General features: G+C 65.2%; 7 protein-coding genes. 4 read left to right on the top strand and 3 right to left on the bottom strand.

What is annotated here, in order from left to right:
- Nucleotides 1-1,360: 1,360 nt before the first annotated feature.
- Nucleotides 1,361-1,762: a hypothetical protein gene (locus Y887_RS13945; protein ID WP_046964910.1), complete on the bottom strand. Its 402-nt coding sequence runs from the start codon at nt 1,760-1,762 to the stop codon at nt 1,361-1,363.
- Nucleotides 1,759-5,109 (bottom strand): nSTAND1 domain-containing NTPase, encoded by a 3,351-nt coding sequence (locus Y887_RS13940; protein WP_046964909.1) that lies wholly within the window; start codon nt 5,107-5,109, stop codon nt 1,759-1,761. Before Y887_RS13940 ends, Y887_RS13945 begins: the two co-directional genes overlap by 4 nt.
- A 315-nt stretch (nt 5,110-5,424) precedes the next feature.
- On the opposite strand from Y887_RS13940, the gene fabV reads away from it, so the two are divergent.
- Both fabV and Y887_RS13930 read left to right on the top strand, forming a co-directional pair.
- Nucleotides 5,425-6,633 carry an enoyl-ACP reductase FabV gene (gene fabV / locus Y887_RS13935; protein WP_046964908.1) on the top strand — a complete coding sequence of 403 codons (1,209 nt, stop codon included), beginning with the start codon at nt 5,425-5,427 and terminating at the stop codon, nt 6,631-6,633.
- A gap of 174 nt (nt 6,634-6,807) precedes the next feature.
- The gene (locus Y887_RS13930; protein ID WP_046964907.1) at nt 6,808-7,095 is read left to right on the top strand and encodes a hypothetical protein; all 288 of its coding nucleotides are present in this window, start codon (nt 6,808-6,810) and stop codon (nt 7,093-7,095) included.
- A 177-nt stretch (nt 7,096-7,272) separates the two neighbouring features.
- Here Y887_RS13930 and Y887_RS13925 read toward each other — a convergent pair whose 3' ends face one another.
- Nucleotides 7,273-8,295, bottom strand: a complete 1,023-nt coding sequence (locus Y887_RS13925; RefSeq protein WP_046964906.1) for a sugar kinase — start codon at nt 8,293-8,295, stop codon at nt 7,273-7,275.
- 284 nt (nt 8,296-8,579) lie between these two features.
- On the opposite strand from Y887_RS13925, the gene Y887_RS13920 reads away from it, so the two are divergent.
- Both Y887_RS13920 and Y887_RS13915 read left to right on the top strand, forming a co-directional pair.
- Nucleotides 8,580-11,360: a TonB-dependent receptor gene (locus Y887_RS13920; RefSeq protein WP_046964905.1), complete on the top strand. Its 2,781-nt coding sequence runs from the start codon at nt 8,580-8,582 to the stop codon at nt 11,358-11,360.
- Nucleotides 11,361-11,592: 232 nt separating this feature from the next.
- A complete protein-coding gene (locus Y887_RS13915) occupies nt 11,593-14,793 on the top strand; it encodes a TonB-dependent receptor (RefSeq protein WP_046964904.1) in 3,201 nt (1,066 codons plus the stop codon).
- The last annotated feature ends 1 nt before the right edge of the window (nt 14,794 follow it).

The raw sequence follows: 14,794 nt of genomic DNA, 5'->3' as shown, positions 1-14,794 counted from the left end.
CTCCCGTCGGGAGAGGGGTTGGGGTGAGGGTACGGGGCGAAGCCAGGCGCTGAATCCGACAACACCAGGCCTCGCCCTCAGCCCCCAATCCCTGCCGGGCAGCTTCGTGCGAATGCCCTCACCCCCAACCCCTCTCCCGCCTGCGGGAGAGGGGTTGGGGGTGAGGGCACGGAGCGAAGCCACCCGCTGAATCCGACAAACCGGAGCCTCGCCCTCAGCCTGCCCCCCATCCCTGTGGAACAGACGCTGCCGAAGGCAGACGTCACAGCCCGGCAGCAAGTCGGCATGGCTTGGCGCCAGCGACCAGTCGCTCCAGGTTGCTGCTTGGTTAGCCCAGGAGCTCACCCGAAACGTCCGTTTTCCCATAGGTCGCGGAGTCGGGATGAGGGTAAGCCGCGACACCAAGCACGCTGGGTTGTCAGCCAGGCCTCGCTCGATACGTCTGCTCTATCTCGCTGTTTCAACAAGGATTTCCAGCGTCCGTCAGCCTCCGCAAGCAACCGTAAGGTTGTCGTCAGGTCCCGCAGCGGGCCACCCCCGAAGGTGTGCCGGCGGCCACTGACGCCGCCCGGAAACGCGCCGCGCTCCGGTCTGCTGCGGAGTCCGTCATGCGCCTGGTCCGGTACTTATTCGCGTTGATCGTCGTACTGTCCACCACTGCCTGGGCGACGCCCACGCAGACCGAACTGCCGATCACCTGGACCCAGGCCGCGCTATATACCCAGCCTGTGGCCGAGCGTCACGTGCAGGCAGATGTGGGTCGTTGCAGCCGGCCGCTGCAAGGGGCCGCAGCCAGGAACTGTCACGTGCTGTCCGAGCGTGCTGCTGATGTTGGCTGCCTGCCTGTACAGGAATGTCAGCGGATCGGGCTTGGTAGCGGTCTACGCGGAGCGGCCACTTTCCGTGGCCATATCATCGTCGCTTTCAGCAATACAGCTGCTCGGGCCGACCGGGCCTACCTCGGCCGCCGATTGCGCCACCGGGCCGGCCACTGCAGTGCCGGGAATCCCGCCCCGTCAGCGTCCGGCCAATGGCTGCACTGGCTAATCACCGGCGCCTTACGTCGGTAAGCGTCACCTGCATCCGCCCTGGCGACCTCAGCCACACGGGTGGTGAATTCGGTTATAGACCCGAAGGCCTTCGGGACTTAACGGATGGCAATCCACCTTGACGACCGCACCAAGCGCCAAGCCTGCATTCCGGTATCTGCCCTGACGGTTCCTGGTCCAAGCACGCGGATGACACGGCACTCGCGCACCTCGTTCATCCGGCCATCTGATGTCTGGGCGATGGCTGCCAATCCCCTGTCCGGCGATCCTGCGCCAGACAGGGAATTGTCGCGATCAACACATGGCCGTGATCAACGCGGCGAAATCTTCGGGTCGTTACCTACCTGTGGGTCGCAACTAAACAGGATTTTCTTGTCGGTGTCTTCCACGACGAATGAAAGGAAGATCAACGTCGCGACTTCGTTTCTATTGATCACCGTCGCGCTGCGACCATCGGGAGAGATCTCGATCGGATGCACGATCTGCTCCTTGGAATCGGTGGTCAGCACGCTTCTGATCTGAAAATTGCCCCGGACCTCCTTTGCGAAGCTATACACCATGGTCAACGGGCTTTGCCCTTTGCACGCAAGGGCGAGGTCGGGGGAGAAGCTGTAGAAATACTTGCTCCCGCCGGTATTTCCGCCAAAACCCACATCTGCAACGGTGAGGGAGATAGGCAGGATGTGCTTACCCTTTTCTTTCTTATCCTTCATGACGTGTCTTGTTCCTTGAGAAGCGGGGCGTAGAGGGAGATGAACCCGGGGTGGCGGTAGCCCGCTTGATACAGCCATCCAAGCTGTTGCGCGACGGCAGCGTTCTGGCCCAGGTGGACCTGGGCGCGAATCCAAGGGTCGAGCAGTTCCTTGTCGCGACTATTGGCGACGTCGTTGCCGAGCACGCTGATCGCACGCTGCCATGCTTTACGCGCATTGTCGGTCTGACCGGACGCGGCAAGTTGTTCTCCATGCCAGATCAGCGCCTCCGCGAGCGTGGACAGGCCAAGCAGGTCGTCGGGGTTGGCCTGATGCAAGGCGTCCAGCCGCGCCACGATAGCGGTCAATTCCGCATCTACCAGCGGAGACGTTCCACCACGCAGGCGACTCGACTTCAGCGCGATGATGGCATCCAGCCACTGCCATTCCGGGAGTGGCTGAGGTTGCTGCAGAAGCTCGGCCACGATCTGCCGTGCCTGACTCAGCTGTTGTTGCGCCCTGGCGCGTTCCCCGCCCAGACCGGCAACCCAGCCGACCTGGGCATACGCATGGGCCAGATCGCGGCGCCATGCATGATTGTCCGGCTGCAACGCCACCAACGTGCGCAACATGCCAACACTGTCCTGAGCATCCCGCTGCGCCTGTTGCAAATGCCCCTGCGCCAGCGCCAGATTGGACGTGCGAAGCAACGATCCTGCCAGTCGCCGCCGCCACGCGTGGGCATCGGGGGCGTCGTGCACCAGCGCACCCAGCATCGCGATTTCTTCGCGATAGCCTTGCTCCGAAGGTGCCAGTAAACCCTGTGTTTCTTGAGCCAGGCTCAACCAGGACAGGCTGTCGATCAGCTCGTAGCGCACGGACGCGTTGGCGGGCACGCGTTGCAGCACTTGCCGCTTCAGTGCAATGGAGCGCGCAAAGAATCCGATCGCTGCATTCGGCTGGCCTTCGGCCTTGGCCAGCGTGCCGAAGTTATTCAGCGCATACGACAGCTCCAATTGCCAACGCGGCTCTCGCGGTGCGGCACGCATCAGCCATTCCGATTCGGCCAGATAGCGAGCCCAATGCTGGCGTGCCAGTGGCAGTTGATTGCGCTGATACGCCAAGTACCCCAGCCAGTACGCCGCCTGGCCCATTTCCGCATGGGCATCCAGCAGTGCGGGCGCGCGCAGGCGTGCCTGGTCGGCGGTGGCGGCTGCACGCGTGAACGCCGCCTGCGCTTCGTCCAGCTTGCCCTGGTTCATCAGCACCTCGCCGGTGGTGCGCAGGGCGCGGGCGTGATTGATCAGATCGCCCGGTTGCATGCTCGCGCTAGGCAAGTCTTCCAGATACCGCAGTGAGCGGCTGCCCACGCTGTCGAGCAGTTTGAGGTTGCCAACGGTGCGCAACTGCTCGGCCAGGTCGCCCAGCATGTAGCCCACCAGTTGCTGCGCCTGGTCGCGGCGTTCTTCTGCCACTTGCTGGGCCTGCCGCGCCTGCCAACCGAGCAGGAGCGATGCGCTGGCCAGCACCACCAGCAAGGTGGCGGCTGTCGCATACAGGCCGCGGCGGCGTCGCTGCGAGCGCTCGCAGGCGCGCAGGAATGCCACGTCCACCGCATCCAGGTCCTGCGGCATGCGCCGCGCGGCTTCGCGCGCTTCACTCAACGGACGCCCGCTGTTGAGCAGGTGATCGCTGCGCCGACCCTCGCTTGCCCAACGCTGCGCGGCCAGCTGCAGGCGCTTGCGTGCCTGCAGCAGCCGGCGGTTTTCGTGGATCCACTCGGCCGCGCGTGGCCATTGCCGCAACAAGGCCTCGTGCGCCACCGCAAACCCCGGCTCGCCGGCCACCAGTTCGCTGACGAACAGACGCGCATGCACGAAGGCATCGACCAGCGCGTGCGCCGCACCGTCGGCCGGCAACGCCGACCAGGGCGCACGGCGTGCGGTCACCGCCGCGCTGTCGGGGTGGATCACGCTCAGCTGGGTCAGCACCTCGCCCAGTGCCGCCTGCGCGGCGGCCGGCAATGCACGGAAGGTCGCTTCGGCGTGATGCGCCAGCGCGCCCTCCAGCCCACCCAGTGCGCGATAGGCCGCGAAGGTCAGCAGGCCATCGTCGCTGCGCTGCGCGTGCAGCGCATGCAAGAGATGCTGCAACAACGGCAACGCATCGGGCTGGCGCGCGGTGGCATCGCGCAGCACATCGTCCAGGCGGCTGGCGCTGTCGCGTTCCTCTTCGAAGCGCAGCCCGGCCATGGCCGCCGGCACGCGAATGATCTGGCCGATCTCGCCATCGCGCGGTGGCAGCAGATCCACGTGCCCATCGCCGCGTTTGAGCTCGACGATGTCCGGCAACGCATCGATCAGGCGCGGATAGAAGTCGCTGCGGGTCAGCAGCAGCACCGCCACATGTGCGCTGCTGCACAGCGCCTGCAATGCAGCGGCCAGCGCGCTGCGGTCGGCATCGGTGATGCCGGGCGTGGCCACCATGGCTTCGGCATGGTCGATCACCAGCAGCAGATGCCGCTGGGTGTGTGCGCTATCGCGTGCGGGTGCGCCGTGCCGCATCGCTTCGCCGATGGCGGCATGCAGCGGGGCAGGGTGCTGCAACCACTCGGCAAGCCGTGCCAGTTGCGCGGGCGAGAACACCGCACGTCCGGCGATTGACCACTCGCCCAGTGCGCGCGCGAGCGTGTCGTGCACATCGCCGCCGCGGCATTGCGCCAGGTTGCAGTACGTCACCGCCACCGCTTCCAGCCCGTCCAGCCCGCCGGCGTGCGACAGCAACGGCACCACGCCGGCCCGCAGCAACGAGGTCTTGCCGCAGCCGCTGGCCCCGCTCACCAGCACCAGCCCGCGCTGGCTGTGCAGCTGCGCGCGCAATGCGGCCACCACCTGCGCAATCGCATGGCTGCGGCCGAAAAATACCTCTGCGTGCGCCGGGTCGAAGGCCTGCAGACCCACGTACGGGCTGCCCTGCGCCCACGAGTGGGTGCCGATCACCGCGCCGCGATAGTCCTGCGGAAACACCACCTTGGGCAGCAGCCGATAGCCGCGTTTGCGGATGGTTTCGATGTAGCGCGGCTGGCGGCTGTCGTCGCCCAGCTTGCGGCGCAGCTGGGCGATGGTCTTGTGCACCGGGTTGTCGCCGTAAAAGCTGCCGTGCCACACCTCGATCAGCAATTGCTCGGCGCTGATCACTTCGCCGGCGCGCTCGGCCAGCGCGATCAGCACCTCCATCATGCGCGGTTCCAGCGCGATGGTCTGGCCGTCGTCGATCAGCGTCAGCCGCTCCGGTTCGACCAGCAACGGACCCAGGCGGAACCGCGGAACGGAGCTCAGCTGCGTGACGCGCTCGCTACGAAGAGACATCGGTCGAATACCGGTCGTACAACTGGAAGGGGCCTGGACAATCGCCAACAGACACGGCACGGCAGGCCCGGAAAATAGCACAGCCGTTGCGGCCGCAATCGCCCGATCGCGCGCTTTTGCCGCGGCGGCGCCTGCGCGCAGGCGGGCGTGTCGGGACGTGGCCCAATGGCGGGACGTGCGGCGATGCACGTACCGGCCGCGTGTCGTGCCGGGCGTGCAGCTGTCCATACAGCAGCGTGTGTTGCGCATCAGGCTGTTTCGCATGCGGTGCACCGATTAAGATGCCGCCAGCATCTTGCTGACCAGGAGTCCACGTTGATCATCCATCCCAAAGTGCGCGGTTTCATCTGCACCACCACGCATCCGCTTGGCTGCGAGCGCAATGTGCTCGAGCAGATCGCCGCAACGCGCGCACGCGGCGTGCGCAACGACGGCCCGAAGAAGGTGCTGGTGATCGGCGCGTCCAGCGGCTACGGCCTGGCCTCGCGCATCACCGCCGCGTTCGGCTTCGGTGCCGACACGCTGAGCGTGTTCTTCGAAAAACCCGGCACCGCCAGCAAGGCCGGCACAGCCGGCTGGTACAACTCGGCCGCCTTCGACAAGCACGCCAAGGCCGCGGGCCTGTACAGCAAGTCGATCAATGGCGATGCGTTTTCCGATGCCGCGCGCGACAAGGTGATCGAACTGATCAAGACCGAGATGGGCGGCAGCGTCGATCTGGTCGTGTACTCGCTGGCCTCGCCGGTGCGCAAGCTGCCGGGCAGCGGCGAAGTGAAGCGCTCGGCGCTCAAGCCGATCGGCAGCACCTATACCGCCACCGCCATCGACACCAACAAGGACACCATCATCCAGGCCTCGATCGAGCCGGCCAGCGCGCAGGAGATCGACGACACCGTCACCGTGATGGGCGGGCAGGACTGGGAGCTGTGGATCGACGCGCTGGAAGGCGCCGGCGTGCTCGCCGACGGCGCGCGCAGCGTGGCCTTCAGCTACATCGGCACCGAGATCACCTGGCCGATCTACTGGCACGGCGCGCTGGGCAAGGCCAAGGTCGACCTGGACCACACCGCGCAGCGCTTGAATGCGCGCCTGGGCAAGCACGGTGGTGGCGCCAACGTGGCGGTGCTCAAGTCGGTGGTGACCCAGGCCAGCGCGGCGATTCCGGTGATGCCGCTGTACATCTCCATGGTCTACAAGATCATGAAGGAAAAGGGCCTGCACGAAGGCACCATCGAACAGCTCGACCGCCTGTTCCGCGAGCGCCTGTATCGCCAGGACGGCCAGCCTGCCGAGGTGGACGACGAGAACCGCCTGCGCCTGGACGACTGGGAACTGCGCGACGACGTGCAGGACGCCTGCAAGGCGCTCTGGCCGCAGGTCACCACCGAAAACCTGTTCGCACTCACCGACTACGCCGGCTACAAGCACGAGTTCCTCAAGCTGTTCGGCTTCGAACGCGACGACGTGGATTACGACGCCGATGTCGCGACGGATGTCACGTTCGATTGCATCGAGCTGGGTTGAGGGCAGGGATTCGGGAATCGGGATTTGGGATTCGCAAGAGCGGTAGGTTGCTGCCTTGCGGATCTTCGACGGACCCAGATGGTGTGCTTCAAGGACAACCGGCATGCGATGCCCGTTGTCTTCCCGGACTGATGTTACGAATCCCGACTCCCTAATTCCGAATCCCGGCACTCAATGGACAAACTGATCGCCCATCTCGTCCTGGCGTTTGTCGTCAGCGTCGTCTGCGCCGTGCTGTTGCGCTTCAGTCGGTTGCATGGCGCGCTGAAAGCCGTCATCAATCTTCTGATCACCACAGTCGTGGTGTGCGTCGTAGTGATGCAGGACGGCTCCGCGCCTCCCTGGCAGAACGCGTTGCTGATCGCGTCTTTTTTCAGCGTTCCGGCATCGGTGTGCGTGGTGCTGGTAAGTGCCGCAATGGCATGGGTCATGAACAAACGCCGCGCACGCATGCCGGCCTGAAATGCGTGAGCGCTGCGGACAACACCTGGCAAAACATCGCTCACCGCCCACGTCTGCAGGCGCGCGACAGCGCGTCAGTCCTGAGCGCACTGCGCTCTGTGATCAACGACGCTGGAAAGAGCGCTGAAACCCAGCGCTCTTACGATTCCCCAATCCCGATTCCCGATTCCCGGCGCGTCAGCGCCGCACATCAAACTGCGCATCGCCCACACAGGCCTGCACATCGGCCACCGACAGCGGATTGAAATCGCCCGGAATCGAGTGCTTCAAACATCCGGCAGCCAGGCCGAAGCACACCGTATCGTCCAGCGACCAGCCCGCGATCAGGCCGTGCAGCACGCCGGCCGCGAAGGCGTCGCCACCGCCGATGCGGTCGATGATGGGCGTGAGTTCCTCGCTGGGCGCGCGCGCCACCGTGCCCTGGCGCGGCACCAGCATCGCGCCCAGGCTGTGGTGGTCCACGTTGTGCGCCACGCGCTGCGTGCAGGCCATCAACTGCAGCTGCGGGAACGCCGCAAACGCCTGCTGTGCGGCCGCTTCCACGCGTGCCTCCAGCGTGTCCTGCGGGAACTCGCCACCGAGCACCACGCCGATGTCGCGGTAGTCGGCAAACACCACATCGGCGCAGTCGAACAGCTGATGCAGGATGCCGCGCGCATCGCCTTGCCAGCGTTGCCATAGCTTGGGCCGGTAGTTGCCATCGAACGACACCTTGACCCCGGCCGCACGCGCGGCGCGCGCCGCCGCCAGCGTGGCCTGCGCCACCTCGGCGCCCAGCGCCGGGCTCACCCCGGACAGGTGCAGCCATTGCGCGCCCTCGAGCAGGCGCGGCCAGTCGTAGGCATCGGCGGGCGCCAGCGCAAATGCGGAGTCGGCGCGGTCGTAGACCACTTCGCTGGGGCGGTGGATCGCGCCGGTGGTCAGGAAATACAGCCCCATGCGCCCGTCCACCCGCCGCACCTGCCGCGTGTCCACGTCATGGCGGCGCAACTCGCCCAGCACCGCCGCACCCAGCGGGTTGTCGGCGACCGTGCTGACCATGGCCACGTCGTGGCCGAAATGCGCCAGCGATACGCCGACATTGGCCTCGGCCCCACCGCAGTGCACGTCCAGTCGCGGCTGCTGCAACAGCAGTTCGTGACCAGGCGCCCCCAGGCGCAACAACAACTCTCCAAAACACAGGATGCGGGCTCGACTCATGCGGCAGTACCTCGGCTGTGTGGTGCGTCACGGTGTGGGGAAACCGCTGCGCGTCAGGATGACCATCGGTGTCATTCTAGCCGCCGCAAAACCTGGCGGGCCAGGGGCATGATGCGACCTGGAGTGACCGCTTGCACCCCTTTGGGGCAGATTTGGTGACGTTTTCTGCTGCGCTGCAAGATGTTGAACGACGATTCAGCTGGTAACGTCGTTTTGACCAGCGGTGTCATTGCCGCTCACAACCAGACATTTATGTTGTTCATGGACCCTTGGGAGGGGAGGACATGCAATTTCGGACCACCAACCGGAAGACACCGGTTACCTTGCTGGCATTGTCGATCGGCCTGGCGCTGAGCGGCCATGTCGCCGCACAAGAGGCCGCCCAACCACCTGCCGAGCCTGCCGTGGACCTGGACACCGTCACGGTGACCGGTTACCGCGCCTCGGTGGAAAAGGCCCTGGACATCAAGCGCGGCGAAGCCGGCGTGGTCGATGCCATTGTCGCTGAGGACATCGGCAAGTTCCCCGACCTCAACCTGGCCGAATCGCTGCAGCGCATCCCCGGCGTGGTGATCACCCGTGAGGCCGGCGAAGGCCGCGCCATCTCGGTGCGTGGCCTGGGCCCGGAGTTCACCCGCGTACGCATCAACGGCATGGAAGCGCTCACCACCGTGGGCGCCGGCGACCAGAGCGGCGGCACCAACCGCGGCCGTGGCTTCGACTTCAACGTGTTCGCCTCGGACCTGTTCTCGCAGCTGATCGCGCGCAAGACCGCCTCGGCCGATGTGGAAGAAGGCTCGCTCGGCGCCACCGTCGACCTGCGCACCGCGCGCCCGTTCGACTACAACGGCTTCACCTTCGCCGCCAGTGGCCAGGCCGCCTACAACGCGATGGCCGAGAAGGCCAACCCGCGCGTGGCCGGCCTGATCGCCAACACCTGGGCCGACAACACCTTCGGTGCGTTGCTGTCGGTGGCCTACACCGAGCGCGAAGTGCTGGAAGAAGGTTCCAACACCGGCCGCTGGGCCAATGGCACCAGCAACGGCGGCTTCAGTGCCACCTCGCCGTTCGCCGCCGCGCGCTCGGCCGATGTCTACCACCCGCGTTTCCCGCGCTACACCCAGCAGATCCACGACCAGCAGCGCCTGGGCGTCACCGGCTCGCTGCAGTGGAAGCCGTCCGACCGCACCACGCTGTCGCTGGACATGCTGTATTCCAAGATCGATGCCAAGCGCGACGAGCACTACATCGAAGCGATCTCCTTCAGCCGCAACCGCGACGGGCTCACCCCGCGCCGTGCGGTGCGCGACGGCAAGCCCGCCACCATCGTGCGCAACGGCGAGATCCGCAACAACGCGCTGGTCTACGGCGAGTTCGACAATGTCGACATCCGTACCGAAAACCGCCACGACGAGTGGAACACCGAGTTCAAGCAGATCAGCTTCGACATGGAGCATCGTTTCAACGATGCCTTCAGCGTCAACGCCCGGGTCGGGACCTCGCGCTCTGCGCACGAGAACCCGATCCAGACCACCATCATCATGGACAAGTACGACGTCGACGGGTACAGCTACGACTACCGCGGCAACAACCGCGCGCCGGTGCTGAACTACGGCATCGACCCGACCAATCCCAACGGGTGGGAACTGGCCGAAATCCGCCTGCGTCCGCAGTCGGTGGACAACGACTTCGACACCGGCCAGATCGACTTCAACTGGAACATCAGCCCCGGTTTCCGCCTCAAGGGCGGCGTGCTGGCCAAGAACTACACCTTCAGCACCGTCGAACTGCGCCGCGCCAACGAACTGGCCGTGCCCACCTTCGCCAACGGCAGCACCATCGTGCCGGCCGACCTGACCGAGCAGGCCGGGCTCAAGGGCATCAATGGCAGCCCCAGCGCGTGGGTCGTGCCCAACCTGGATGCGGTGGCCGATCTGTTCGGCATCTACAGCAACAGCGGCACCTTTGCCGTGGCGCCGCGCGTCAACAACAGCCGCAGCGTCGAGGAAAAGGACCGCGGCGTGTGGTTGATGGGCGAGTTCTCCACCGACCTGGGCTCCATCCCGCTGTCGGGTAACTTCGGCGTGCGTTACGTGCGCACCGAGCAGGAGTCCACCGGCTATGCGTTGATCAACAACGCACCGGCGCTGACCACCGTCGGCCGCAAGTACAACAACACGCTGCCCTCGTTCAACCTGGTCGCCGAGCTGGCACCGGACCTGCTGCTGCGTCTTGGCGCCGCCAAGGTGATGTCGCGTCCCGGCCTGGGCAGCCTCACCCCCGGCGTCACCGTGGCGGTGGCCGGCGGCTCGCGTACCGTGGCCGGCGGCAACCCGGATCTGGACCCGATCGAAGCCACCAACGTCGACCTCGGCCTGGAGTGGTACTTCAACGAAGGCGCCATGCTCGGTGTCGGCCTGTTCTACAAGGACATCGAGAGCTTCATCCAGACCGCGCGCGAAGTACGCCCGTATTCCAGCAGCGGCCTGCCGGCCGAATTGCTGGCCGGTACCGGCGCCACCGTCAACGACGACTTCGCCTTCAGCATCCCGCTCAATACGCCGGGCGGCGAATTGAAGGGCGTGGAAGCCAACTACACCCAGCCCTTCACCTTCCTGCCGGGCAAGTGGGCCAACCTGGGCGTGCAGCTCAACTACACCTGGGTCGATTCGCAGATCCAGTACCTGGCCAGCACCGGCTTGCCGGTGATGAAGAACGACCTGCTCGGGCTGTCGCGTTCGTCGTGGAATGCAACGCTGTTCTACGAAGGCGACTCCTTCGCAGGGCGCGTATCGGCCACCAACCGCGACGACTACCTCACCCAGGCACCGGGTTCGGAAGCCGGCTTCAACGTCGATGGCGTGCACGGCATGACCGGCACCACCATGATCGACGCCTCGCTGCGCTACAAGATCAGCAAGCAGCTGGAGCTGAGCCTGGAAGGGATCAACCTCACCAACGAAGCCTCCGACGAGTGGGTGTCCTCGCCGCGCACCGGCCAGTTGCCGCTGCAGTACGCCGAAACCGGCCGCCAGTACCTGCTGGGCCTGCGCTACAAGTTCTAACCGCTGATCGCCCGCTGCGTACACACGCAGCGGGCCCTGATTCCAACGCTTGATCGTCTTGCATGCGGTGCATCCGTGCACGCATGCAGCGCGGTGGGCGTGCTGTTTCAAAGCCTCCAGCAAACACGTCGCGCGCCGTTGCGCGGCCGGTTTGTTGGTCGCTCATTGCGACGCCGTGGCCTTGGGGGGCTGAGCGCGTCATTGCAGCCTGTGCCATGGAGAGAGCCGCATCATGCAAGCCCGTTCGTGTCGTCCTGCCCTTGCGGCAGGCGCCCGCCTGTCCGCCGCGCGTTTGTCGGTGGCCATCGTCCTGGCCTTGCACGGTGCCGGCGCTGCCGCGCAAACCGTCGGCCCGCCCACCACGCCTACCGACGCGGTGGATCTGGACCGCGTGCAGGTCAAGGCCACCTATCGCGAAAGCCTGCAGCAATCGCTGGACGCCAAGCGCTACAGCGTGGAGCAGGTCGATGCGATCTATGCCGAAGACATCGGCAAGTTTCCCGATCTGAATCTTGCCGAATCGATGCAGCGCATCGCCGGCGTCTCCATCGACCGCGAAGGCGGCGAGGGCAAGCAGATCTCCGTGCGTGGCCTGGGCTCGGACTTCACCCGCGTGCGCATCAACGGGCTGGAAGCACTGGCCACCGCCGGCAGCGGCAGCGATGGCGTCAACCGCAGCCGCGGTTTCGACTTCAACACCTTTGCCTCGGAACTCTTCAGCCGCGTCACCATCAGCAAGACCCAGTCCGCGCAGATGGACGAAGGCTCGCTGGGAGCCACCGTCGACCTGCGCGGCTCGCGCCCGTTCGATTTCGACGGTTTCGAAGCGGCCGCCTCCACGCAATACGGCTACAACGACCTCTCGCGCGAAAAGGACCCGCGCTTTTCCGGCCTGATCAGCAACATCTGGGCCGATGGCCGCGTCGGCGCGCTGATGTCGGTGTCCTACAGCGAGCGCCATCTGCGCGAGGAAGGCTACAACCCGGTGCGCTGGGAGCACGGCAACTACCGCAACTCCAACCAGAGCACCGCCACCAACAACGGCACCTACGGCTTCTGTTCGCCGGTGGGCTACAACCCGCAGACCCCGCGCAATCCGTTGTCCAATGAAACGCGCGCCGGGGTCGGCTCGCAGGCCAACCAGGACCGCAACAACGGCTGGGGCAGCTACGGCATCAGCGCCACCACCTGCGGCACCGGCATCCCGCGCCCGGCCAACACGCCGGAGAACATCCAGGCCTACGAAACCGCCACCGATGCCTGGATTCCGCGCTACCCGCGCTACATCCGCACCGATCACGAAATCAAACGCCTCGGCGTCACCGGCGCGCTGCAATTCAAGGTCAGCGACGACACGCTGCTCAACGTCGACATGCTGTATTCCAAGCTGGACAAGGACCAGCGCGAAGACTCGGTCGGCGCCAACCTGCACCGCACCGCCAACTTCGGTGGCAAGACCCAGATCGCCGTGCGCGAGGCGCAGGTGGACGACCAGAATCGCCTCACCTACGGCGTGTTCGACAACGTCGACTTCCGCACCGAATCCAGCAACATCGAAGAATCCACCGAGTTCAAGCAGTTCAGCCTGGACCTGCAGCACCGCTTCAACGACCAGGTGCGCCTCAATGCCCTGGTCGGCCACTCGACCTCGGACTACGAACGTCCCGAGTTCTCGATGGTGAGTTTCGACAACACCAACCTCGATGGCTTTGTGCTCGATCGGCGCGGCGGCGGCGACTACCCCAGCATGACCTTCCCGTTCGATGCGGGTAACCCCAACAACTGGCAGTGGCTGGGCTACGGCGCGGTGCCGGTCAACAGCAATGGCACCGCGCGCGGCACCAACATCAGCGAGGTGCGGCTCAACCCGCAGTCGGTGAACAACACCTTCGACACCGCCAAGGTGGATCTGGAATTCAACATCAGCCCCACCTTCACCTTCCGCACCGGGCTGGCCTACAAGAACTACGACATGGACACGTCGGAGTCGCGCAACATCTCCTACGGGCGATTGGCGCAGGCATTGCCCGCAGGTGTCGGTGTCAACGATCTGAGCACCAACCTGGACGGCTTCGGCCGCAGCTTGAACGGCAACTTCCCCACCACCTGGGTGATTCCGGATTTCCAGAAAGTCGCCGACCTGCTCAACATCAATTGCAACTGCGACACCGGCGTGCCCGGTGGCGATTACCGCCTGGCCGATGTCGGCCACTTCGGCTCGTCCAACAACAATTTCGCCGTCAACGAAAAGAGCCTCGGCACCTACCTGCAGCTGGATTTCAACACCGACCTGTGGGGCCGCGCGCTACGCGGCAACCTGGGCGTGCGCTATGTGCAGACGCAGATCGCCGCCAGCGGCTATGCCCCGTGCACGGCCACCGCAGCCGGTGCGATTTCGCCCAACTGCGAGTCGTTCTTCGGCGTGGCCAGCGCCACTGCCGCGGCCGGCGAGCGCCTGCTGGTGCCCACCACCGTCAACCACAATTACCGCGACATCCTGCCGTCGTTGAACCTGTCGTGGGATGTCAGTGATGACGTCGTGCTGCGCTTCGGCGCCGCCAAGACCATGGCGCGCCCCACGCTGGCGTATCTGTCGCCCAGCGTCAGCGGCGGCCCCACCCAGTTCTTCGACGACGGGCGCTTTTTCTCGATCAACCTGGGCAACCCCAAGCTCGACCCGTTCCGCTCCACCAACTACGACCTCAGCGCCGAGTGGTATTTCCGCGAAGGCTCGCTGCTGTCGGCGGCGGTGTTCTACAAGGACATCGACAGCTACGTGCAGCGCACCCGCGTGCTCACCACCTGGGAAGCGATGGGCTACTCGCTGGACCTGCTCCCCGCTGGCTTCACGCCGGACACCATCTTCAATGTGCAGAGCTACTTCAACACGCCCGGCGGCCCGCTCAAGGGCTTCGAGCTGACCTACCAGCAGGCCTTCGACTTTTTGCCTGGCTTCTGGCGCAACTTCGGCATCCAGCTCAACTACACCCAGGTCGATTCCAAGATCAATTACCTGTTCAGTACCGCAGGCAACAGCAACACCAGCATCACCACCACCGCCACCGAGCGCGACCTGCTCAACCTCTCGCCGCAGTCCTACAACGCCACCGTCTATTACGACGACGGCCGCTTCAGTGCGCGCGTGTCCACCAGCTACCGCGATGGCTACATCAACAACATCCTCGCCCAGGAAGACGTCTACGACCTGGATGGTCAACGGCTCACCACGGCCGACGTGACCGGCAAATACAGCGTGGAAAACGTGGATTTCAACATGTCCTACAAGCTCAACAACCAGCTGTCGCTGACCTTCGAGGCCATCAACCTGCTCGACACCCCCGACCGCCGCTACGTCGATTCCACGCTGGAACTGCCCGACAAGTACACCGTCACCGGGCGCCAGTACTACATCGGCGCGCGCTACAAGTTCTGAC

Origin of the sequence: Xanthomonas pisi DSM 18956 (genome assembly GCF_001010415.1) — a bacterium.
GTDB classification, from domain to species: Bacteria; Pseudomonadota; Gammaproteobacteria; order Xanthomonadales; family Xanthomonadaceae; genus Xanthomonas; species Xanthomonas pisi.
This window is presented reverse-complemented; position numbering and strand designations above follow the sequence as displayed.